The sequence below is a fragment of the Sulfitobacter sediminilitoris genome, assembly GCF_010667575.1.
Classification (GTDB): domain Bacteria; phylum Pseudomonadota; class Alphaproteobacteria; order Rhodobacterales; family Rhodobacteraceae; genus Sulfitobacter; species Sulfitobacter sediminilitoris.
In genome coordinates this window covers 78230-96499 of sequence record NZ_JAABNT010000008.1, presented here as the reverse complement: position 1 = coordinate 96499, position 18270 = coordinate 78230, and the positions used below count along the sequence as shown (strand labels likewise).

Annotated in this window: 22 protein-coding genes and 1 tRNA gene; 5 read left to right on the top strand and 18 right to left on the bottom strand. The window is 57.8% G+C overall.

All coding sequences use genetic code 11. The annotated features are described in order from the left end of the window. Positions 1-99: 99 nt before the first annotated feature. Positions 100-540 (top strand): type II 3-dehydroquinate dehydratase, encoded by a 441-nt coding sequence (gene aroQ, locus GV827_RS13830; protein WP_164354404.1) that lies wholly within the window; start codon positions 100-102, stop codon positions 538-540. After that, complete coding sequence (locus tag GV827_RS13825; RefSeq protein WP_164354403.1) at positions 537-1292, top strand: LuxR family transcriptional regulator; 756 nt, start codon at positions 537-539, stop codon at positions 1290-1292. The genes aroQ and GV827_RS13825 overlap by 4 nt, the downstream gene beginning before the upstream one ends. Positions 1293-1649: 357 nt before the next feature. Here GV827_RS13825 and tsf read toward each other — a convergent pair whose 3' ends face one another. Together tsf and rpsB are read right to left on the bottom strand one after the other, a co-directional pair. Then, the gene (gene tsf, locus GV827_RS13820) at positions 1650-2525 is read right to left on the bottom strand and encodes a translation elongation factor Ts (RefSeq protein ID WP_164354402.1); all 876 of its coding nucleotides are present in this window, start codon (positions 2523-2525) and stop codon (positions 1650-1652) included. 78 nt (positions 2526-2603) lie between these two features. Next, positions 2604-3473 carry a 30S ribosomal protein S2 gene (rpsB, locus tag GV827_RS13815; RefSeq protein ID WP_164354401.1) on the bottom strand — a complete coding sequence of 290 codons (870 nt, stop codon included), beginning with the start codon at positions 3471-3473 and terminating at the stop codon, positions 2604-2606. 263 nt (positions 3474-3736) lie between these two features. Here rpsB and GV827_RS13810 point away from each other — a divergent pair, with 263 nt between their 5' ends. Further along, complete coding sequence (locus GV827_RS13810; protein ID WP_204325887.1) at positions 3737-4306, top strand: PA14 domain-containing protein; 570 nt, start codon at positions 3737-3739, stop codon at positions 4304-4306. A 3-nt stretch (positions 4307-4309) separates the two neighbouring features. Here the strand turns inward: GV827_RS13810 and GV827_RS13805 are convergent, their stop codons facing one another. The 3 genes from GV827_RS13805 to GV827_RS13795 form a co-directional block, all read right to left on the bottom strand. Then, positions 4310-5137: a lysophospholipid acyltransferase family protein gene (locus tag GV827_RS13805; RefSeq protein ID WP_164354400.1), complete on the bottom strand. Its 828-nt coding sequence runs from the start codon at positions 5135-5137 to the stop codon at positions 4310-4312. Beyond that, positions 5134-5898: a GNAT family N-acetyltransferase gene (locus tag GV827_RS13800; RefSeq protein ID WP_164354399.1), complete on the bottom strand. Its 765-nt coding sequence runs from the start codon at positions 5896-5898 to the stop codon at positions 5134-5136. The genes GV827_RS13805 and GV827_RS13800 overlap by 4 nt, the downstream gene beginning before the upstream one ends. Positions 5899-6045: 147 nt before the next feature. Next, entirely contained in the window at positions 6046-6228 is a 183-nt protein-coding gene (locus tag GV827_RS13795) for a DUF3553 domain-containing protein (RefSeq protein ID WP_164354398.1), read from the bottom strand. Between the two features lie 30 nt (positions 6229-6258). Between GV827_RS13795 and GV827_RS13790 the strand changes: the two genes are divergently transcribed. After that, on the top strand, positions 6259-6855 hold the full coding sequence (locus GV827_RS13790; protein ID WP_164354397.1) for a histidine phosphotransferase family protein: 597 nt from the start codon (positions 6259-6261) through the stop codon (positions 6853-6855). On the opposite strand, the gene GV827_RS13785 is transcribed toward GV827_RS13790, so the two are convergent. The 10 genes from GV827_RS13785 to GV827_RS13740 form a co-directional block, all read right to left on the bottom strand. Continuing rightward, positions 6852-8117, bottom strand: coding sequence for a glutamate-5-semialdehyde dehydrogenase (locus GV827_RS13785; RefSeq protein ID WP_164354396.1), 1266 nt, complete (start codon positions 8115-8117; stop codon positions 6852-6854). The two genes, GV827_RS13790 and GV827_RS13785, sit on opposite strands and share 4 nt — an antisense overlap. A 58-nt stretch (positions 8118-8175) precedes the next feature. Further along, complete coding sequence (gene proB / locus GV827_RS13780; RefSeq protein WP_164354395.1) at positions 8176-9282, bottom strand: glutamate 5-kinase; 1107 nt, start codon at positions 9280-9282, stop codon at positions 8176-8178. Further along, on the bottom strand, positions 9270-10304 hold the full coding sequence (obgE, locus tag GV827_RS13775; protein ID WP_164354394.1) for a GTPase ObgE: 1035 nt from the start codon (positions 10302-10304) through the stop codon (positions 9270-9272). Before obgE ends, proB begins: the two co-directional genes overlap by 13 nt. 22 nt (positions 10305-10326) lie before the next feature. After that, positions 10327-10863, bottom strand: a complete 537-nt coding sequence (locus GV827_RS13770) for a GNAT family N-acetyltransferase (protein WP_164354393.1) — start codon at positions 10861-10863, stop codon at positions 10327-10329. 2 nt (positions 10864-10865) lie between these two features. Then, complete coding sequence (locus GV827_RS13765; RefSeq protein WP_164354392.1) at positions 10866-11468, bottom strand: LysE family translocator; 603 nt, start codon at positions 11466-11468, stop codon at positions 10866-10868. Then, entirely contained in the window at positions 11468-12028 is a 561-nt protein-coding gene (locus GV827_RS13760; protein WP_164354391.1) for a GNAT family N-acetyltransferase, read from the bottom strand. Before GV827_RS13760 ends, GV827_RS13765 begins: the two co-directional genes overlap by 1 nt. A 109-nt stretch (positions 12029-12137) precedes the next feature. Continuing rightward, positions 12138-12407, bottom strand: a complete 270-nt coding sequence (rpmA, locus tag GV827_RS13755; protein ID WP_164354390.1) for a 50S ribosomal protein L27 — start codon at positions 12405-12407, stop codon at positions 12138-12140. 11 nt (positions 12408-12418) lie between these two features. Beyond that, the gene (locus GV827_RS13750; RefSeq protein ID WP_164354389.1) at positions 12419-13165 is read right to left on the bottom strand and encodes a 50S ribosomal protein L21; all 747 of its coding nucleotides are present in this window, start codon (positions 13163-13165) and stop codon (positions 12419-12421) included. Positions 13166-13395: 230 nt separating this feature from the next. Then, the gene (locus GV827_RS13745; RefSeq protein WP_235930362.1) at positions 13396-14211 is read right to left on the bottom strand and encodes a DUF2059 domain-containing protein; all 816 of its coding nucleotides are present in this window, start codon (positions 14209-14211) and stop codon (positions 13396-13398) included. Then, positions 14212-15057 carry a DUF2059 domain-containing protein gene (locus tag GV827_RS13740; RefSeq protein ID WP_164354388.1) on the bottom strand — a complete coding sequence of 282 codons (846 nt, stop codon included), beginning with the start codon at positions 15055-15057 and terminating at the stop codon, positions 14212-14214. It abuts the gene before it with no gap. 151 nt (positions 15058-15208) lie between these two features. On the opposite strand from GV827_RS13740, the gene GV827_RS13735 reads away from it, so the two are divergent. Then, positions 15209-15298 (top strand) — tRNA-Ser (locus GV827_RS13735). A 515-nt stretch (positions 15299-15813) separates the two neighbouring features. Here GV827_RS13735 and GV827_RS13730 read toward each other — a convergent pair. Genes GV827_RS13730 through GV827_RS13720 form a run of 3 tightly spaced genes read right to left on the bottom strand, consistent with a single transcriptional unit; the run spans position 15814 to position 18226 of the window. After that, positions 15814-17004 carry an oxidoreductase gene (locus GV827_RS13730; RefSeq protein ID WP_164354387.1) on the bottom strand — a complete coding sequence of 397 codons (1191 nt, stop codon included), beginning with the start codon at positions 17002-17004 and terminating at the stop codon, positions 15814-15816. A gap of 40 nt (positions 17005-17044) precedes the next feature. Continuing rightward, complete coding sequence (locus GV827_RS13725; protein ID WP_164354386.1) at positions 17045-17488, bottom strand: DMT family transporter; 444 nt, start codon at positions 17486-17488, stop codon at positions 17045-17047. 33 nt (positions 17489-17521) lie between these two features. Beyond that, positions 17522-18226, bottom strand: coding sequence for an isochorismatase family protein (locus tag GV827_RS13720; RefSeq protein ID WP_164354385.1), 705 nt, complete (start codon positions 18224-18226; stop codon positions 17522-17524). Positions 18227-18270: the final 44 nt, after the last annotated feature.

Sequence of the window (18270 nt, the reverse complement as noted above, 5' to 3'; positions counted from 1 at the left end):
TGCAACAATTGCAGGGTATTGCCGCTGTTCTGTCTGTGCGACGCTGGACACGTCGCCCCCTGCGGCCTTAACTGTGATCATCAAAAGTGAGAGCGCCCCATGCCATCTATCTTAATTCTCAATGGCCCAAACCTGAACCTGCTTGGCACACGCCAGCCGGAAGTCTACGGCGCAACGACGTTGAAAGACATCGAACAGATGTGCGACGCTGCCGCAAAAGACCTTGGACTGAGCATTGCCTTCGAGCAAAGCAATCACGAAGGAACGCTGATAGATCAGATACATGCGGCAAAAAGTTCACACGCCGGTATTATCCTGAACGCAGGTGCTTACACCCATACGTCCATTGCCCTGATGGATGCGATTGCTTCCGTTGAATTGCCCGTCGTCGAGGTACATCTGAGCAATATCCATGCCCGCGAAACCTTCCGCCATACCTCTTACATTGCGCCCGTCGCACTGGGTCAGATCTGCGGCTTTGGTTCCAAGGGCTATGTTCTGGCACTGGAAGCGCTTGCGGAACGCCTGATAAGCACATGAGTTTAAGAGATTATCTTCATACAGTAGCGCGATGCCCGTCCATTGAGGAGTTATGGGAAACGCATACGCAGAAGATGGCTGAGTACGGATTTGACCGCCTGATATATGGCTTTACCCGGTATCGCACGTCGACCTCGCTGGGTGACCCAGAAGACTTTGTCATCCTGACCAATCACAGTCGCGAGTACACGGACGAGTTTCTTGGTAAAGGGCTTTATTATCATGCGCCCATGGTGCGATGGGCCCTGACCCATGATGGCGCCTGCAGCTGGACCGTTCTGCACGAAATGGCCCGCGAACAGGCCATGACCCCGGCTGAAGAGCGCGTGATCGAGTTTAACCGGCGCATGGATGTGCATGCGGGCTATACGGTCAGCTTTAAATCCATCTCGGCACGCTCAAAAGGTGCGATTGCCCTGACAGCGCGCCCTGATCTGACACAGGAAGACATTGACGCGGTCTGGGCTGAGCATGGCAATGATATCAAGCTGATGAATGACATTGCTCATCTTAAGATCCTCACCCTGCCCTATACGGCGCCCAATCGCTCTTTGACGCCGCGCCAACGTGAGGCGCTGGAATGGGTTGGCGATGGCAAAACCATGCAGGACATCGCGGTTCTGATGGGTCTGACCTCAGCGACTGTTGAAAAGCACCTGCGCCTGGCCCGAGAGGCACTGGCGGTCGAGACAACCGCGCAAGCGGTGCTGAAGGCAGCCTTTGCGAACCAGATGTTCGTCCTGGACGCTTGAAGAATCGTCATATCTGAGGCGCAGGCGCCGTTGTTCCCCTTGTTTATTCACGAAGGTAAGGAATCCCTTACTGGTGAAAATTCGGGTAATGACGCAAGGTCAATATGTTGCCGCTAATTGGTTGGACCAAGGGAACAACTGCTTATAAACCCTTGTGATTGCAAGGCTCTTATGAGTACCGGACCAATTTCGGGCGCATTGATCCGCCCGAACTTGCCGGATCAGACTAGACCCCAAAGATCTCGGCTTTGGGTGCGGGTGGATCACGTGGCAGCGTGGTCTGCCCGTTTTACTTTCGGCAAAGAAATGGGGCGGCGCAATCGCTTGCGCCGCCCTTATTAACTCTTGGTACTGAGATCAGCCTTGAGCAGCTTTTGCCACCTCGGCTGCGAAGTCTTCTTTCACGACCTCGATGCCCTCGCCCACTTCCAGACGCACGTAACCGGTGATGGTTGCACCTGCTTCTTTGGCGGCATCGCCCACTGTCACATCGGGGTTCACCACGAACTGCTGGTTTACCAGTGTCACTTCGGACATGTACTTTTTCATGCGCCCGACGATCATCTTTTCAATGACAGCTTCCGGCTTGCCGGATTCGCGCGCGATGTCCATCTGGACCTGCTTTTCTTTTTCGACAACGGCTGGGTCCAGATCGTCCTCGGACAGGGACGCAGGATTGGTCGCAGCGATGTGCATCGCAACCTGCTTGCCAAATGCTTCGTCGCCGCCTGTCATGGCCACCAAAACACCGATGCTGCCCATGCCGGGGGCCGCTGCGTTGTGAACGTAGGAAACAACAGTCTCCCCGTCGATGGCGGCCATGCGGCGCACTGACATGTTCTCACCAATGGTCGCAATCGCGTCGGTAATCATGGTCTCAACGGATTTGCCGCCAATTTCAGCGCCCTTGAGCGCGTCAACGTCAGAGACTGTCAGGGCGGTGTCGGCAATGCTGGACACCATTTTCTGGAAGTCCGCGTTCTTGGCAACAAAGTCGGTCTCGGAGTTCACCTCGACCGCAATGCCGTGACCGCCGTCAACCTTGACCGCAACCAGACCTTCAGCCGCCGTACGACCGGATTTCTTGGCCGCCTTGGCCAGACCCTTGGTGCGCAGCCAATCAACCGCCGCTTCCATGTCGCCGTCGTTCTCGGTCAGCGCCTTCTTGGCGTCCATCATGCCTGCGCCGGTGCTGTCGCGCAGTTCCTTCACCATAGATGCTGTAATCGCCATCTCTTGGTTCTCCTGTGTAAGGTAAGATCGAAGGGGCAGGTCACCCTGCCCCGAATGTCAAAGCTGTAAAACGGTTGTTCAGCCTTCGGCTTTTTCAACTGTTTCCTGCTTGGATTCGATGTCGAGCGGCGCATCCTTGGCCATCGCGTCGTTGGACGCGGTCTCGGAGGAGGCATTGCCGACCTCTACGCCAGTGCTTTCCAGCGCTTCCTCGGCAGGGGCTTCTTCCATCGCACCCAGATCAACACCAGCCGCACCCAATTGCGCGGACATGCCGTCAAGTGCCGCGCGGGCTGCCAGATCGCAGTAAAGCGAAATCGCACGGGCCGCGTCGTCGTTGCCCGGAATGATGTAGTCGATGCCGTCGGGCGAGCAGTTGGTGTCAACCACGGCCACAACCGGGATGCCCAGCTTGTTGGCTTCGGCAACAGCCAGCGCTTCTTTCTTGACGTCGATGACGAAGATCAGGTCAGGACGGCCGCCCATTTCGCGGATGCCGCCAAGGGACGCCTGCAGCTTGCCCTGGTCACGCTCCATGCCCAGACGCTCTTTCTTGGTCAGACCTTCAAAGCCACGCTCGGACTGTTCGTCGATGGACTTCAGACGGTTGATGGACTTGGACACAGTCTGCCAGTTGGTCAGCGTGCCACCCAGCCAGCGGTGGTTCATGTAATACTGTGCGCATTTCTCTGCGGCTTCGGCGATCGGCTGTGCAGCCTGACGCTTGGTGCCAACAAAAAGAATGCTGCCGCCCTTGGCGACGGTGTCACGAATGACCTGCAGCGCCTGATCCAGCATTGGAACAGTCTGTGTCAGGTCCATGATGTGGATGCCGTTGCGCGCGCCATAGATGAAGGGACCCATACGGGGGTTCCAACGCTGCGTCTGGTGACCAAAGTGAACGCCTGCTTCAAGCAATTGGCGCATGGAGAACTCGGGAAGAGCCATGTCCGTTTCCTTTCCGGTTTAGCCTCATCGGGGGTATGACAGGGGTTCCTGCCAACCGGCGGACGTTTTGGGATTTCTCCCCAAAAGGCCCAACCCCGACTGCGGGTTTGAATGCGCGGCGTATAGGCCGGTTTGGCCGAGGGTACAAGAGGGTATTTCTGACGGTTTATTGCCAGCCGTCCAGATGGTCGCGATTTCCATGGACATAGCCGTGGGAATTGACGCAAACTCAGAGCTGAAACGTCTATCTTTAAGGATCTACCATGCTGAAATGCGCTGTCTCTCTTGCCGCCCTTGCAATCGCTGTACCTGCCTTCGCAGCCCCTGTCACCCTTAGCCCCGCCAACCCGCAACCGTCTGTCGGCGATCTGTCTCCGGGTCTGGCCGTGTCTTATGGCTATCCCGGTGACGTCCGAACCCTCAAGGACGCAAAAGCAGGATTAAGAAAGGCACGCCGGGGGCCACCTCTGCGCGGCCTGTCTTATGAAGACAACAGCGAGGGCGACCTCACCCTGACCTCTCGAAAGAGCCAGAAAGTCGCCGCCGCCATCAGCGGCTTCATCCGATTTGATGCCCCTGGCACCTATACCGTCAACGTCTTTAGCAATGACGGGATCGTCGCCAGCATCGGCGGGAAGCAGATCGCGCTTTATGATGAAATCCACGCTTGCGAGCCTGCTGGTGAGCAGGACGTGATCGTGCCGTCGGCTGGCTGGTATGCACTTGAAGCCACATATTTTCAGCGCAAAGGCACGGCTTGCCTTGCGATGGACTGGAACGTGGGTGGCAGAATGGGACCCGTGCCTGACTCTGCCTTCGCCCATATCGACTAGGCGTCAGTCAGCTTTGGACAAATGCCCCTTGCGCACGGCCTCTTCACAGGCCTGCGCCAGTGCCTTGCGATTGGCATAATCCGCGACTGGCAACGGCGTATGATAGATGACATCAATCCGACCCTGCCGCCCAGACGCCAGCGTGGACAGCAGGTGCGCCCCAAAGGTCATGTCGCCCCACCAGCCATAAAACCGTCGCTCAGTCCCCTCAGGCGCGTGGTAAATGACCGATACGGGCTGCACCGCGATTTTGTCTTTGAGCTCAGGCGCGAAAAACGCTTGAAACAGCGTGCTTTTGAACGCCAGTACCTGAAGCCCGTCCGTGCTGGTGCCCTCAGGGAAAAACAGCAACTTGTGCCCGGCAAGCAGTCTGTCCTGCAAGACCTGCGTTTGCTGCCGCGCTTGCGCCGGATCGCGCACGATAAAGACAGTTCCCGTGGCGCGGGCCAGCCAACCAATGCCCGGCCAGCGGGCCACTTCGGATTTTGACACGAAATAGATCCGCTTGGCGACGTTAAGCGCAAAGATATCCAACCATGAAGAATGGTTCGCAACAACGGCTCCCCTGCCCTCCATCGGTGTGCCGGTGACCGCGTGACGAATACCCAGAATGCGCAACGCCCAACGACAAACGTACTGGGTGATATGCGGGGTATATGGCCGATGCAGCCCATACAAAGGTTGCTCAATCAGCCGCACCAGCAAAAGAACCGCAAGCCCGCCAAAGACCAGCATGACAAGTGGTATTGTCCTGAGAAAGACACGCAGCCACCCAGCCAGAGTGATTGGCGGATGATATGGAGGGGTATCGCTTTGCCAAGTCTGGCTCATGCCTGTCTGCCTGAATAGATTCGCATCTGCCGTTCAGACATCTGGGCGGTGTCCATGATCAGGCACACGTCGGTTGTGTTGAACGCATGATCGATAAATGCCCCTTCGCCCACGCAGCCGCCAAGGCGCAGATACGCTTTGATCAAACTGGGTATTTGCATCATCGCAGCCTTACGATCCAGCTTGACTTCCTCTATCAAGTCCATGTTCTGAAACGATTTACCCTTTGCGCGCACGCGGAGTTCCGGAGGCGCAAGATGGCGGTGGTGCAACAGCGACAGCGGCGCTGCCAATGCTTGAGCGTTCGTGCCATGAAAGCTGGCAACGCCAAAAAGAATCTGAATGTCATGCTGTGCCACATAACGCGCGAGGCCAGACCAGAGATGGTGCATCCCGACCCCGCCCCGGTAGTCGGGATGCAGACAGGACCGACCCAGCTCAAGAATACGCCTGCCAGAGCACAGCAGGGGTTCCAAATCATACTCAGCCTCAGAGTAATAGCGTCCGGCCTTCTGCGCCTGTTCTGGACGCATCAAACGGTAGACGCCAACCACTTTGCCCTTGCGGCGGTCCTCTAGCAGAAGATGGTCAACGAACGGGTCAAGCGCGTCTTTCTCAAGCTTATGGTGATGATCCACCATGGCCCCGCTTCCGCCCAATTCCTTGATGAATACATCATAGCGTAGCCTTTGAGCGGCCCAAAGGTCCTCGGACGACTGGGACAGCCTGACCTGAAAATCTGCTGCAACTACTTGGGTCATAGGGCCCCGCGAACCCTCCTGTTGCCTCTTTGGCGGTGATAGGCAAATCCCCCGCCAAGCGCAACACTTGCCCCCTGCGCCCAAATCACGCATCTTAAAGTTGAGTAAACACACCTAAGATACACGTTAACCTTTTAACAACCAAGTTTAGCCATCAAAGACTGGCATAAGACCAATTCGGAAACTGTCGATGACTATCTTACCCTCGTCCCGAAAGTTCACGGTAACTTTTCCGCCAATGTTGCTCTGGACCTGGCCCACGCCCCAGTCAGGCTGGTCAGGGTGCCGCACCAGCATCCCAGGTGTCAGCATCGCGTTGAGATCTTCCATCATGCGTCCTTTCAGCATCGAGGGGTGAGAATGAGCATTATGAACACCAATCTAGCGGCCCTGATCGGCAGCCGCACCTGCCATGATCTGATATCGCCGATCGGGGCAATCAACAACGGTTTGGAATTGCTTAGCATGTCAGGCGATCCATCCGGGCCTGAAATCGGACTGATTGGCGAAAGCGTGGACAACGCCAGTGCGCGGATCAGGTTTTTCCGCATCGCCTTTGGTGCTGCGGGCGATCAGATGGTTGGTCCAACTGAGGTGCATTCGATCCTGCGCGACCTTTATGGCACGGGGCGATTGGCAGTCGCATGGTGCCTCACGGAACCTGTGCAGCGTACCGAGGTGCGGCTGGCCTTCCTTGCAATTCTTTGTGCCGAAACCGCAATGCCCTACGGCGGCAAGATCGATATCAAGACCAGCGATGCCGGCTGGCAGCTGAACGGAAAGGCGGACAGGATAAATGTGGATCCAGACCTGTGGGGCCTGTTATCCGGCACAGGCACGGACGCGGGCCTGCAGCCATCGCATGTGCAGTTCGCCCTGCTCCCCCTGATCGCTGGTGATGCCGACCGACGCGTGACCTGTCAGTCCGATGTCAGCACTCTTACGGTTGAATTCTAGGCCCGCACAGTTCCATCACCGGTTACCAGATACTTGAAGCTGGTCAGCTGCGTCGCCCCAACCGGCCCGCGCGCATGCATCTTGCCCGTAGCAATGCCGATCTCGGCCCCCATGCCGAACTCTCCGCCGTCAGCAAACTGGGTCGAGGCGTTGTGCATCAGGATCGCGGAATCAAGCCGGGTCATGAAGGTATGCGCAACGTCGGCATCTTCGGTGATCACGCAGTCGGTATGGTTCGATCCGTAGGTGCGAATGTGCTCGATCGCTTCTTCAACGCCAGTGACTGTCTTGGCCGCGATGATCATGTCAAGGTATTCGCGTCCCCAATCCTCAGCCGTAGCGGCCTGCACGCCGTCGATACTGCGCAAGGCAGAATCGCCGCGCACTTCGACACCAGCACCCATGAGGGCTTTCAAGACGCCCTGCCCGATTGTCTTGACGATGTTTTCGTGGATCAAAAGACATTCCGCAGCACCGCAGATACCCGTCCGGCGTGTCTTGGCGTTCAGGACAATTTTCAGCGCTTTCTCAGGGTCGGCGTGTTCGTCGATATAGATGTGCACGATCCCTTCCAGATGCGCAAAAACCGGCACCCGCGCCTCGCGCTGCACAAGCCCAACCAATCCCTTGCCGCCGCGGGGAACGATGACATCAATGGTGTCAGTCATGTCAAGCATCTCACTGACGGCAGCGCGGTCGCGTGTCGGAACAAGCTGTACCGCGTCTTCGGGCAGGTTGGCGTCGCGCAACCCCTGTTGCAGGCAGGCGTGGATCGCACGGGATGAGTGAAAACTTTCAGACCCACCGCGCAGGATCACCGCATTCCCCGCCTTGAGGCACAGCGCGCCTGCATCTGCTGTCACATTGGGGCGGCTCTCGTAGATTACGCCGATCACACCAAGTGGCGTACGCACCCGTTCGATATGCAACCCAGAAGGCTGATCCCAGGCGTCCATAACCTCGCCCACGGGATCGGGTTGTTCGGCGACACTGCGCAATCCGTCCACCATGCCCTGAATACGCTCTTCGTTCAGCATCAGGCGGTCCATCATGGCATCCGATAACCCCTTGTCGCGGCCATAGACGAGGTCCTTTGCGTTGGCCTGCAAAATATCTTCACGATTTTTCCAAACGGCATCTGCAGCACTGATCAGGGCGGCATGCTTTCGCTCTGCCGATGCACTTGCCAAAGTGGCGGCCGCCGCTTTCGCACGACGACCGATGTCCGCCATCATCTCGGAAATATTTTCAATATCTTTCATATGCTTACGCCCATCTTTTCAATCTCTACATGCACTAAGCGTTGCAGGACACTCGCCCTCAAAGTGCCATATCATCACGATGAATCAAAGCAGCGCGGCCCGGATAGCCCAATAACTGCTCAATCTCTGCGCTTTGGTGCCCCTTGATCCGCATGGCCTCATCTGACGCATAGCGACTGAGGCCACTGCCAATCACCCGTCCAGACGGATCAAGTAGGGCAATGCTGTCGCCCCGGTCAAAGGGCCCGGTGACCTCGGTAACACCCGCAGGTAGAAGCGATTTGCCCCGTGAAAGAGCCGAGACTGCCCCTGAATCCAACGTTACCGAACCACGTGGCTTCATCGCTGCGATCCAGCGCTTGCGCGCGGCTTGCGGATCGGTTTGGGCGGTAAACCACGTGGCGTTTGCACCCTCGTGCAATGCTTTCAGCGGCCTCATCCCAAAGCCTTCGGTGATCGCCATGGTGCATCCTGCCGCCGTGGCAGTCTTGGCGGCCATCAGTTTGGTCTTCATGCCGCCCTTGCTGAGGCCTGATCCCGCGTCCCCCGCCATTGCTTCGATTTCTGGCGTGATGGCTTCGATGACGTCGTATCTTGTGGCATCGGGATCTTCAGCTGGGTTGGCAGAATAGAAACCATCGACATCAGACAACAGGATCAACTGATCCGCCCCCACGGTTACGCTGATCTGCGCCGCAAGCCTGTCGTTATCGCCGAAACGGATCTCATCAGTGGCGACCGTATCGTTTTCATTCACGATGGGCACCACATCAAGGCTAAGCAACTGCTCAAGCGTGGCGCGACTGTTAAGATAGCGGCGCCGGTTCGCGCTGTCTTCCAGCGTAACGAGGACCTGCGCCGTCTTGATTCCATGCGGGGCCAACGCCTCTTCATAGGCGCGAGCAAGGCGGATCTGTCCAACTGCGGCGGCAGCCTGCGACTGCTCAAGCGCCAGCGTGGTGTTGGGCAACCCCAAAACACCCCGCCCCAACGCAATTGAACCGGATGAAACCAGAACAACGTCACAGCCCAAGCTCTTGAGCCAATGTACATCTTCCGCCAGCCCACGCAGCCAGTCGCCGCGCAGATCGCCGGTCTTTCGGTCTACCAGCAGGGCCGAGCCGATCTTGACGACGACCCGTTTTGCATCCGTCAGGGTTGCCATGGCTCATTTTCCTGAACGGGTCTGTGGCGCAGACGGTCCTCGTCAATCTGACCGCGCAGCGCGCGCAGGACTTCGGTCACCCCTTCGCGGGCGACACCAGACATCAGCATCACAGGGCCACCACTGGCTTTTTCCAATTCTTTCTGGGCCTCTGCGCGTTCTTCCTCATCCAATGCATCAATCTTGTTAAGGACGGTCACGCGTGGTTTCTCAGCCAGATCACCGCCATAGGCTTCAAGCTCGTGAATGATTGTCCGGTAATCGTCTGCAACTGTCTCGGACGTGCCATCCACCAGATGCAGCAGCACTGAGCAGCGTTCGACGTGACCAAGGAACAGATCCCCCAGCCCACGCCCTTCGGACGCGCCTTCGATCAAACCGGGAATGTCCGCGACAACAAATTCAGTATTATCAACGCCTACCACGCCCAAGTTCGGGTGAAGGGTTGTAAACGGATAGTCCGCAATCTTGGGCCTTGCGTTGGACGTGGCTGCCAGAAACGTCGACTTGCCAGCGTTCGGGAGCCCAAGCAGGCCAACATCCGCGATCAGTTTCAGGCGCAGCCACAGGGTACGCTCCACCCCGTCTTGCCCCGGATTGGACCGACGCGGCGCCTGATTGGTCGCGGATTTGAAATGCAGGTTGCCCCATCCGCCGTTGCCGCCACGCGCCAGTTGAACACGCTGGCCGACTTCGGTCATATCGGCAATGACCGTTTCCTGATCCTCGTCAAGGATCTCCGTCCCAACCGGCACCCGCAACACGATATCCTCGCCATCCTTGCCGGTGCGTTGTTTCCCCATGCCGGGCTGGCCGTTCTTGGCAAAAAAGTGCTGCTGATAGCGAAAATCGATAAGGGTGTTCAGCCCGTCTACCGCCTCGGCCCACACTGACCCACCTGACCCACCGTCGCCCCCATCCGGGCCACCGTATTCGATGTACTTTTCACGCCGGAACGAAATGCAACCGCCCCCGCCCGCGCCAGAGCGGATGTAGACTTTGCACAGGTCGAGGAACTTCATTTTACAGGCCTTTCAGGCGGGATCACAGCTTGCGGCTATAGGTCCATGTGGGTACGGCAGCGTCGCGTGCCAGACAATAGGTTTCCGCATCGCCCAGATAAACAAAGCCAGCATTGGTCAGCACTTTGGCCGACGCCGGGTTGTCGTGAAAGACTGACGCGAACATGGTGTCGTTGGTCAGCGGGTTGCCATCCACCAGCGCCCGAACCGCATCAGAAGCCAGATGCGTATTCCAGAACGCCGGTGCGACCCAATAGCCGACCTCGGACTGGTTGCGATCAAGTGCCGACAGCGAAATCAGGCCCATCACCTCGGACCAGCCGGATTTCACCCCGTCCATGACCCAGACGTGCTCATCCCGCTGTTCTGCCATGGCACGGGTGATGAATGCCTCGATTGTCCCTGGGGGCAAAGGGTGCGGGATCGATGCGGTCGTCATTGCCACACGCGGATCGCTTGCATACATCTCGACGAGCCCCTGATCGGACTGGCGCAAGGGGCGCAGATCGAACCGTTGGGTCTCTATCACCGGCTGGTTTAAGATATGTTCCATTTGCATCGTTATGTCCCTCCTCCGAACAGCACGAACAACACCGAGGCGACGGTCAGTGCCGCCAGTGTCCACATTAGATAGGGTTCCCATTGCGTTCCCGCGACAGTCCGCGCGATGGCATCCCCGGCAAGCGTCCAAAGCGGATGCATGATGATCTGGCAGGTCAACAGGACGGCCGCGATTGTCGCCGTCGCAGTCAACGCAGACGTCTGCGGGGAGACGAACGCGGTAAAGCCACCGACGATCATGGCCCATGCCTTGGGGTTCAACGGGTGCACGATCAAACCTGCGGCAAAGCCGGGGGCGGTGCCTGTGTCCCTGCCTTGCCCCAGACGCATGTTTGCAACCTTCCATGCCAGCCAGATGATATAGGCTGCACTCAGATACTTGAGCGTCTCAAACACCCATGGCGCACGGGCCGCCAGCTCCATCAGGCCAAAGCCGATGGGCCAGATGATCAGCTGCTTGCCAAGGGCCACGCCCGCGACAAAGGGCAACGCGGCGCGAAAGCCAAATCGTGCGCCCGTGGCCATCAGGGCCATGTTTGCAGGACCCGGCGTGCCAATCTGGCTGGCGGCAAACACCGCAAGAGGAATAAGAGCGATGGACATCAGCTTGCTCCATCGCCTTTCAGGTCAGAAGCCAGCAATCCCATGATCACATCATCATGCCACCGCTCCCCGACACGCGCGGCTTCGCGTTCAATGCCTTCCAGCTTGAACCCAACCTTCTTGTAAGCCGCAATTGCCCTCTTGTTGTAGTCCAGCACGCGCACGGTCAGGCGGTGCAAGCCGAGCGGTCCAAACGCATGATCCGCGATCAGTCGGATCGCCCGTGTTCCGATGCCTTTTCCAAGCATTTTTGGATTAAGTATTCCAATCGCAAGGCTAGCCCTGCTGTCATGCGGCACCAACGAATGCAGCCGCAACGCGCCGATCAGTCGCTTACGGTACTCGATTACCCAGGCCAGAGGCTCAACCTCCTGAGCGTGCAGCCAGGACGTGGCATGCGCCTTTGTGATGGGCTGTACCGTCGCAGGGTCCGCCCCGAACATGTGATGAATTTCAGGCGTGTTGCCGAGCTTGAACCGCGCGGCAGCATCCTCGGCCCGTGGCGCACGCAGACGTACCGGACCATCCGTCAGGGTGGGGCGGGAGAATGTCGTCTGCATGGTCGGTCTCCTGTGACAGGGGCCTGACGGAACGCGCGGGCATTAACGAGAAAGGGACCGGCGTTTCCGCCGATCCCTTTGAATTTTGTTCAAACCTTGTGGGTACGGCTTATTCTGCGGCCTCGGCCACCGGCAGGACGGAGATAAACGTGCGGTTTTTCAGGCCCTTGTGGAACTGAACTGCACCGTCAACTGTCGCAAAGATCGTGTGATCCTTGCCCATGCCTACGCCTTCGGCTGGCCAGAACTTCGTACCGCGCTGACGCACGATGATGTTGCCGGGGATGACAGCTTCGCCGCCATACTTTTTCACACCAAGACGACGACCAGCTGAGTCGCGCCCGTTACGGGATGAGCCGCCTGCTTTTTTATGTGCCATTTGGTCTCTCCTTAGCCCTTCGTCTTCTCTTTGGCCTGCTCGACCCAGCCTTCACGCTCGATCCGGCCTTTGAAAGACAGTTTCTCGTCCATATCAGCAATGTCCGCTTCGGTCCATGCCGCGATCTGCGCAAAGGTGGTCACGCCAGCTTCGTGCAGTTTCTTCTCCAGAGCGGGGCCCACGCCAGACAGCTCTTTCAGATCGTCCGCACCTCCGTCAGCCTTCGCGGCTTTCTTTGGGGCGGCCTTCTTCTCTGCCTTTGGCTCAGCTTCCTTTGTCGGGGCTGGCTTGGCCTTCTTCGCTATCGCTTCACCCTCGACCACGCGCTTGGCCATCTCGGCCTGCTCGGTCTTGTTGGTGGTGTAACGCTCTTCGATCGCAGCAACCGCAGATGCAGAAACGGAACCTGTGCCAACCGCTGCCATCACCTTGGATTTGCCTGCACCGGAGGTCAGGATTTCGGTGATCTTCACCAGAGTCAGCTTCTGACGGTGGCCCTTGGTGCGCTTGGAGCTGTGCTTCCGGCGGCGCTTTACGAAGTTGATGACCTTCTCACCCTTGATCTGGTCAACGACTTCGGCCTGAACGCCCGCGTCCTCGATCAGTGGTGCGCCAACCTGTGGCTTGTCGCCACCCAGCATCATCACTTCGTTGAATTGAACTTTGTCACCGGCGTTGGCCGCAATACGTTCCACCCGAAGCATATCGCCTGAGGCTACTTTATATTGCTTACCGCCAGTCTTGATGACCGCAAACATCGTGTCTTCCTTCACATTGCCGCGTTCTTCGGTCCCCTTTCGGGTGTTGCGGAAGGACGTCCTCGCCTCTTCCACCTCGAACAGCGCGCCCTTGGGGCGTCATTAAAAATGGTCCCGTTGCAGGTCTGACCCGCCGGGATGCAGGCTTATCAGGGGAATGGCCGTGTAAGTCAAGGGTCTTTACGGGTCATCTCCGAGGTTTGTGCTCAGCCCACGAAATGTCCGATAGTTCAGAGTTCTTCCGCTGTCATATTAAGGGCAACAGCCCGCCCAAGCGCATAGGAGATATCCTCATAGGCCTTGCCAAATCCCGCGAAAAGCGCCCGGTTCAATGCCTGCCCCGCTGAGGTATTCGTGAAAGCCAGATAGTCGCGCAGCCCGTCATCCTCCAGCGGATGATACGCAAGCAGAAGATACCCAAAAAGCCAGCTCGTCGTATCCTCGGTACTCTCCTCGATATCGCTTGCGACGTCCTTGAGCATGTCTTCCTCGCTCATCTCAATCGCACCGCCGTCAACCAACCCGCGCAGGAATTGGTAGTTGGAATTCATTGCGCTTGTCACATTGCGCGCAATCATGTCGCCGCTCTTGATGTACGCCGCGATGAGCGCCAGTCGCGCATCATCACTGTCCTCAAGTGACGCGTATCGCGCGCGGGCCGCCTCTTCGACGTCCGGGTCCTGTATCGCTTTGCGGGCGGCATTCTCTAGCTGAATGATCTCGGCGCCCAGATCGGACGCATAAAAGGCAATCACCTCTTCCAGTTCTGCGCCCGCCAATTCTTGCTCAAGTTCGGCGCGGACCATCTCGACCATCAGCGCAGGTTCGTAGATGCGTTCAACCTGCACCTGCCAACCCAGACCGCCCTGACCGTCCAGCATGTCCTTGTTCAGCTCCTGTGCATGGTTCAGGCCTTCGTCGCTGAGAATCCGCGCCGCTTCAGGCAGACGCAGTACATCTACCAGCACGCTCATCCGCGCATCGGCAAGGGCTGAGACACCGCTGAGCAGGATCAGAACGGGCCAAAGAACAAATGCGCGCAGCATCTACAGATCCTGGCTGGGCTGCATCGCCGACAAACGCTCCGCCACGCGTTCAAAGCGGTTTGCCATGATTTCGTACTGCACTGCATTCATCAGCGCATAGACCTTCTGCATCTTGGGATGCGCCAACGCATCAGCATAGGCCGCAACCTCATCGTCAGAAAACGCCTGATAGGTATAAGCCGCATTGGCCAGCGCATTCGCCTTTATCGACGCACGCATATCGCGTTCCTGACTGCGCAACGCCTCACGCAGATCAGGCTCGTCCATGCGTAACTCAATGACACCTGCCGCAGCTGCCGCCATCAGGAACCGCACCTGAACTTCTTGAATGGACTTGATTGAACTGTCCTCCACATCGCTTGCAGCGTTCAGACGGTTCAGCAGATCAACACGGGGCGAACCGATGCGGACCAGCCCATCGATGATCGCAAGGCCACTTTCGGACTTGAGATCGTCGTCTTCTTTCATGTGGGACGCATTTTCCGCGACAACCAGCCGCTGACCCAAATCCGTAGCATAAAAGTCCGCCGCATGGGTCAACAGATCGTCGTCCAGCGCCTTGCCCAGAATATCGAGCGCCATGTCGTGCATCAGTTCCGTCTCGAAAACCTCGCGCACCAGCCGGGACCATTCCGAGCCAAAGTCCTCAGCCTCCAGCCCCAGCATCCGTGGGGCGGAATCCGCAGACAGGCGAATGCTTTCCAGCGCCACATCAAAACCGGTGACCTCAAGAAATGCCTCAAGTCGTTCAATGTTTGCCGCGCGTGCCGGTTGCGTTTGTATCTGCAGGGCAAACAGGCACAGCAGGGTGAACGCCATCAGTGGTGCTCGAATAAATGCTCTCATCAAACTGATCCTTCTCGTTGAGGGTCATGTAGGATCCAAGACTAAGCCATCCAACCCGCATGGCAATCAATTTCCCCATGAGAGGGTCAACCAGCGCAAACCCTCTTGCCCCCTGCCCGATCCTTGGCTAGTGAGCGCGCAAGACCCCCGCGGAGAGGTGCCGGAGTGGTCGAACGGGGCGGTCTCGAAAACCGTTGTGGGTGCAAGCCTACCCAGGGTTCGAATCCCTGTCTCTCCGCCATTTTCCCTTTTAAAACAAAGACATATTCGTTTCTCGGGTCGCTCTTTCCGGCGCGCCCATTCAAACGGCTTTGCTTTGATTCCACGTCGAGATCTGCGAGCTGCTTTGATCGGAGGTCGTTCTTTCGCAAAAGAGTCGAGATAGAGAAAATGTGCTTTGCGTTTCCCGATTGATCATCCGCGTCGATTGAGGCTGAGCAGCCTGACAACAAAGATCACCTAGGACTACTGGCGGGATTCCGAGAGATGCCGCTCTGAAACATCCTTATCACCTTTTCCAAGAGGTTGGATCGCACCACCTTTGTCAGAGGCTGCAGTTCCTGACCTAAATGGACCTTCATGCGCAGTTCCATCAATACGCATTACCGAAATAGCGCGTCGGGGCGTTACCAATGGCCTAGGATTATCCAGTGCATGGGGAGAGCCGCTCGTCTCCGATCCTGTGAGTTCTGTCCAATATTGGTGGTGCACGATCGAACTGCGAGTGGATTGTTGGCCGACCATCCAAGGACAGCTTCACCGGCGCTTTGACAGGTCTGGATCCCAATCTGGCACGCGACGGTCCATGGGATATGTCACGCCCAAATCGACCGGGGGTTGGATGACGTACTTCCGGTCAAACTCTGCCCATGGGTAATCCATGCCGGAACGGATGATGTGCGGCCAGTCAGGATGCGCAAAGAGCGGGCGGCCCACAACGGCGGCAACGCCTGTGCTGCTTTCGAACACCGCTTCTGCGCCCGGTCCATCCGCTATGCCCCCATTGACCAGCATCGGCTTGCCCGAGGCCTCGCCGATGGCTTTGGCCATCGGCACATCCGAATTGGGGTCGCGGTTGTCCGTCCAGTCAAAGCTGGACCAGTGCAGCGCGTCGGCTGCGCAATCGGCGAGCGCCGCGCCGACCTCGCGGGCATACTCGACACCGCCCGGCCAAGCCCCCATGAAATCATCCACACCATCCTGACTTAGCCGCAGGGTGATCAGCTTGTCTGGACCGATCGCATCACGTACCCGCTGACAAATCATTTTGGCGAACCGCACGTTGTTTTCGGCCGACCCACCATAGTCATCTGTCCGCAGGTTCGTCTTGGGATGGATGAACTGATAGACTAGATACCCATTGGCGCCGTGAACCTCGACCCCGTCAAAACCAGCCTCAATGGCGCGTGCAGCACCTTCGGCGAACCCGTCGGCCACCTTTCCAAGCTCAGCCTCCGTCAGCGCGCGGGCGGGCGGAAAGGTAACCTTGGGCCAATCACCCTGCACCCCTCTGTCGTGTTTCTCATCGTCGGTATCAGTATAAAGAACCCAGCCTTCGCTTTGGGTATCAGAAGCGGATACGGCGCTTTCACCCTGAAATAGGCACCGGGGGTCTGAAACACGGCCCCCATGCATCAGCTGGCAGATAATCGGCGTACCAAGGGCATGCACCGCATCGGTTGTCATGCGCCATGCATCGACGTGTTTCTGGTTGGCGATGCCGGGCTGTGAAAGATAGGTCTTGCAGCTCAACTCATCGACCTCATAGGTCCCTTCACTGATGATCAGGCCGATGCCGCCTCTGGCGCGGCGCGCATAATATGCTGCCATTTCGGCGGTTGGCGTACCGTCCAGCTCTGCCACCTGCCGGGTCAGCGGCGCCATGACAAGGCGGTTTTTCAGTTCAAGAGGCCCGATCCGTACAGGTGAAAATGTTGTTGGAAACATGTGTCTTTCTCCTTTGATAACAAAAACCGGCAATGCTGGGTCAGCCCCAGCGCACCAGCACCACTCCTGCAAAAGCGAGCGCAACGCCCGCCAGTTTGCGGACGGAAAGCGCCCGCGGTTCTAACCCGAAGGCCCCAAACATGTCCGCAAGGACCGATCCGACCAATTGCCCCGCAATGAGGCACACGAAAAAAGCGGCTGCCCCCATCACCGGAACAAGCATCGCACCGCCCGACACAAAGACCGCACCGATCAGGCCTCCCAACACGGCCCACCATGGCAGATCAAACAGCTGCGCAGGACGCGTGGGTGCTCCGGAAAACCACCACAGCCCAAACACCGTGACCGCCGACAGCAGCAGCGAGAACGTTGCCGCCGCGAAAACAGAGTTAAATATGCCCGCTGTCACGCTGTTGATGACCGGCTGAACGGACAAAGCACAACCAATGAGCACAGCAACCATCATCGGCCAAAGCCAAGTCATTGCCGCAACTCGGAATGACCCGCAGCAGCCACCTCAGCCCTCGTTTCGCCGGTTGACTGTCTCAAGATAATCCACGCAGGTGGCGGTCGTTTCAACGTCGGCAAACTTTGCGTCGATATCAAACAGGTTCCATGCAACGGCACCGGGCACGCGGTCACCGATCGCTTCTTTCACTGCAATGGTGCGGAACCCTTCGGCCAGACCATCGCAGATCGTCGTGCGCACACAGGCTGTCGCCGTCACCCCCGTGACAAGGATCGTATCAACGCCCAAAGCGCGCAGATATCCGGCAAGTGGTGTGCCCGAAAAACTGGACGCGCGCTTCTTCATCATCACCCATTCGCCCTCGACAGGGGCGATGCGGCTATCGATCGCCCACAGGTGTTCGTCTTTCAGATTGACGGCTTCGACTGGGATTTTTTCATGCCAGAGCCCCATATCGGTATTGGGGCTGTCGCGATCAGTGATCTGATAGGCCGTCGTAACATGCACCACCGGATGCCCGTTTTCACGACAGGCCTTCAGCAAGGCTTGCATGGAAGGGATGATCCGGTCGTCCACCCCTTCGCAGGTGAAGGGATTACCTGGTCGGGTCCATGCATTGGCAAGGTCGACTGAAACCAACGCAGGCTTCTTTCCGAAACCGATCCTTCGCTGGAACCCGCGCTCCTTGTAGATGCGGGAACTTTCGTCAAAGGCCTGCTGCAGTATTGCATCCAGATCTTCAATATCAGCCATGTACACCCCCGTTCAGATCAGTGCCTGTTGCGCCCGTTACCGGG

What these genes read in the sequence shown, in the direction of transcription:
- aroQ (WP_164354404.1), top strand. Translation starts at nt 100, where the DNA reads ATGCCATCTATCTTAATTCTCAATGGCCCAAACCTGAACCTGCTTGGC.
- GV827_RS13825 (WP_164354403.1), top strand. Translation starts at nt 537, where the DNA reads ATGAGTTTAAGAGATTATCTTCATACAGTAGCGCGATGCCCGTCCATT.
- tsf (WP_164354402.1), bottom strand. Translation starts at nt 2,525, where the DNA reads ATGGCGATTACAGCATCTATGGTGAAGGAACTGCGCGACAGCACCGGC.
- rpsB (WP_164354401.1), bottom strand. Translation starts at nt 3,473, where the DNA reads ATGGCTCTTCCCGAGTTCTCCATGCGCCAATTGCTTGAAGCAGGCGTT.
- GV827_RS13810 (WP_204325887.1), top strand. Translation starts at nt 3,737, where the DNA reads ATGCTGAAATGCGCTGTCTCTCTTGCCGCCCTTGCAATCGCTGTACCT.
- GV827_RS13805 (WP_164354400.1), bottom strand. Translation starts at nt 5,137, where the DNA reads ATGAGCCAGACTTGGCAAAGCGATACCCCTCCATATCATCCGCCAATC.
- GV827_RS13800 (WP_164354399.1), bottom strand. Translation starts at nt 5,898, where the DNA reads ATGACCCAAGTAGTTGCAGCAGATTTTCAGGTCAGGCTGTCCCAGTCG.
- GV827_RS13795 (WP_164354398.1), bottom strand. Translation starts at nt 6,228, where the DNA reads ATGGAAGATCTCAACGCGATGCTGACACCTGGGATGCTGGTGCGGCAC.
- GV827_RS13790 (WP_164354397.1), top strand. Translation starts at nt 6,259, where the DNA reads ATGAGCATTATGAACACCAATCTAGCGGCCCTGATCGGCAGCCGCACC.
- GV827_RS13785 (WP_164354396.1), bottom strand. Translation starts at nt 8,117, where the DNA reads ATGAAAGATATTGAAAATATTTCCGAGATGATGGCGGACATCGGTCGT.
- proB (WP_164354395.1), bottom strand. Translation starts at nt 9,282, where the DNA reads ATGGCAACCCTGACGGATGCAAAACGGGTCGTCGTCAAGATCGGCTCG.
- obgE (WP_164354394.1), bottom strand. Translation starts at nt 10,304, where the DNA reads ATGAAGTTCCTCGACCTGTGCAAAGTCTACATCCGCTCTGGCGCGGGC.
- GV827_RS13770 (WP_164354393.1), bottom strand. Translation starts at nt 10,863, where the DNA reads ATGCAAATGGAACATATCTTAAACCAGCCGGTGATAGAGACCCAACGG.
- GV827_RS13765 (WP_164354392.1), bottom strand. Translation starts at nt 11,468, where the DNA reads ATGTCCATCGCTCTTATTCCTCTTGCGGTGTTTGCCGCCAGCCAGATT.
- GV827_RS13760 (WP_164354391.1), bottom strand. Translation starts at nt 12,028, where the DNA reads ATGCAGACGACATTCTCCCGCCCCACCCTGACGGATGGTCCGGTACGT.
- rpmA (WP_164354390.1), bottom strand. Translation starts at nt 12,407, where the DNA reads ATGGCACATAAAAAAGCAGGCGGCTCATCCCGTAACGGGCGCGACTCA.
- GV827_RS13750 (WP_164354389.1), bottom strand. Translation starts at nt 13,165, where the DNA reads ATGTTTGCGGTCATCAAGACTGGCGGTAAGCAATATAAAGTAGCCTCA.
- GV827_RS13745 (WP_235930362.1), bottom strand. Translation starts at nt 14,211, where the DNA reads ATGCTGCGCGCATTTGTTCTTTGGCCCGTTCTGATCCTGCTCAGCGGT.
- GV827_RS13740 (WP_164354388.1), bottom strand. Translation starts at nt 15,057, where the DNA reads ATGAGAGCATTTATTCGAGCACCACTGATGGCGTTCACCCTGCTGTGC.
- GV827_RS13730 (WP_164354387.1), bottom strand. Translation starts at nt 17,004, where the DNA reads ATGTTTCCAACAACATTTTCACCTGTACGGATCGGGCCTCTTGAACTG.
- GV827_RS13725 (WP_164354386.1), bottom strand. Translation starts at nt 17,488, where the DNA reads ATGACTTGGCTTTGGCCGATGATGGTTGCTGTGCTCATTGGTTGTGCT.
- GV827_RS13720 (WP_164354385.1), bottom strand. Translation starts at nt 18,226, where the DNA reads ATGGCTGATATTGAAGATCTGGATGCAATACTGCAGCAGGCCTTTGAC.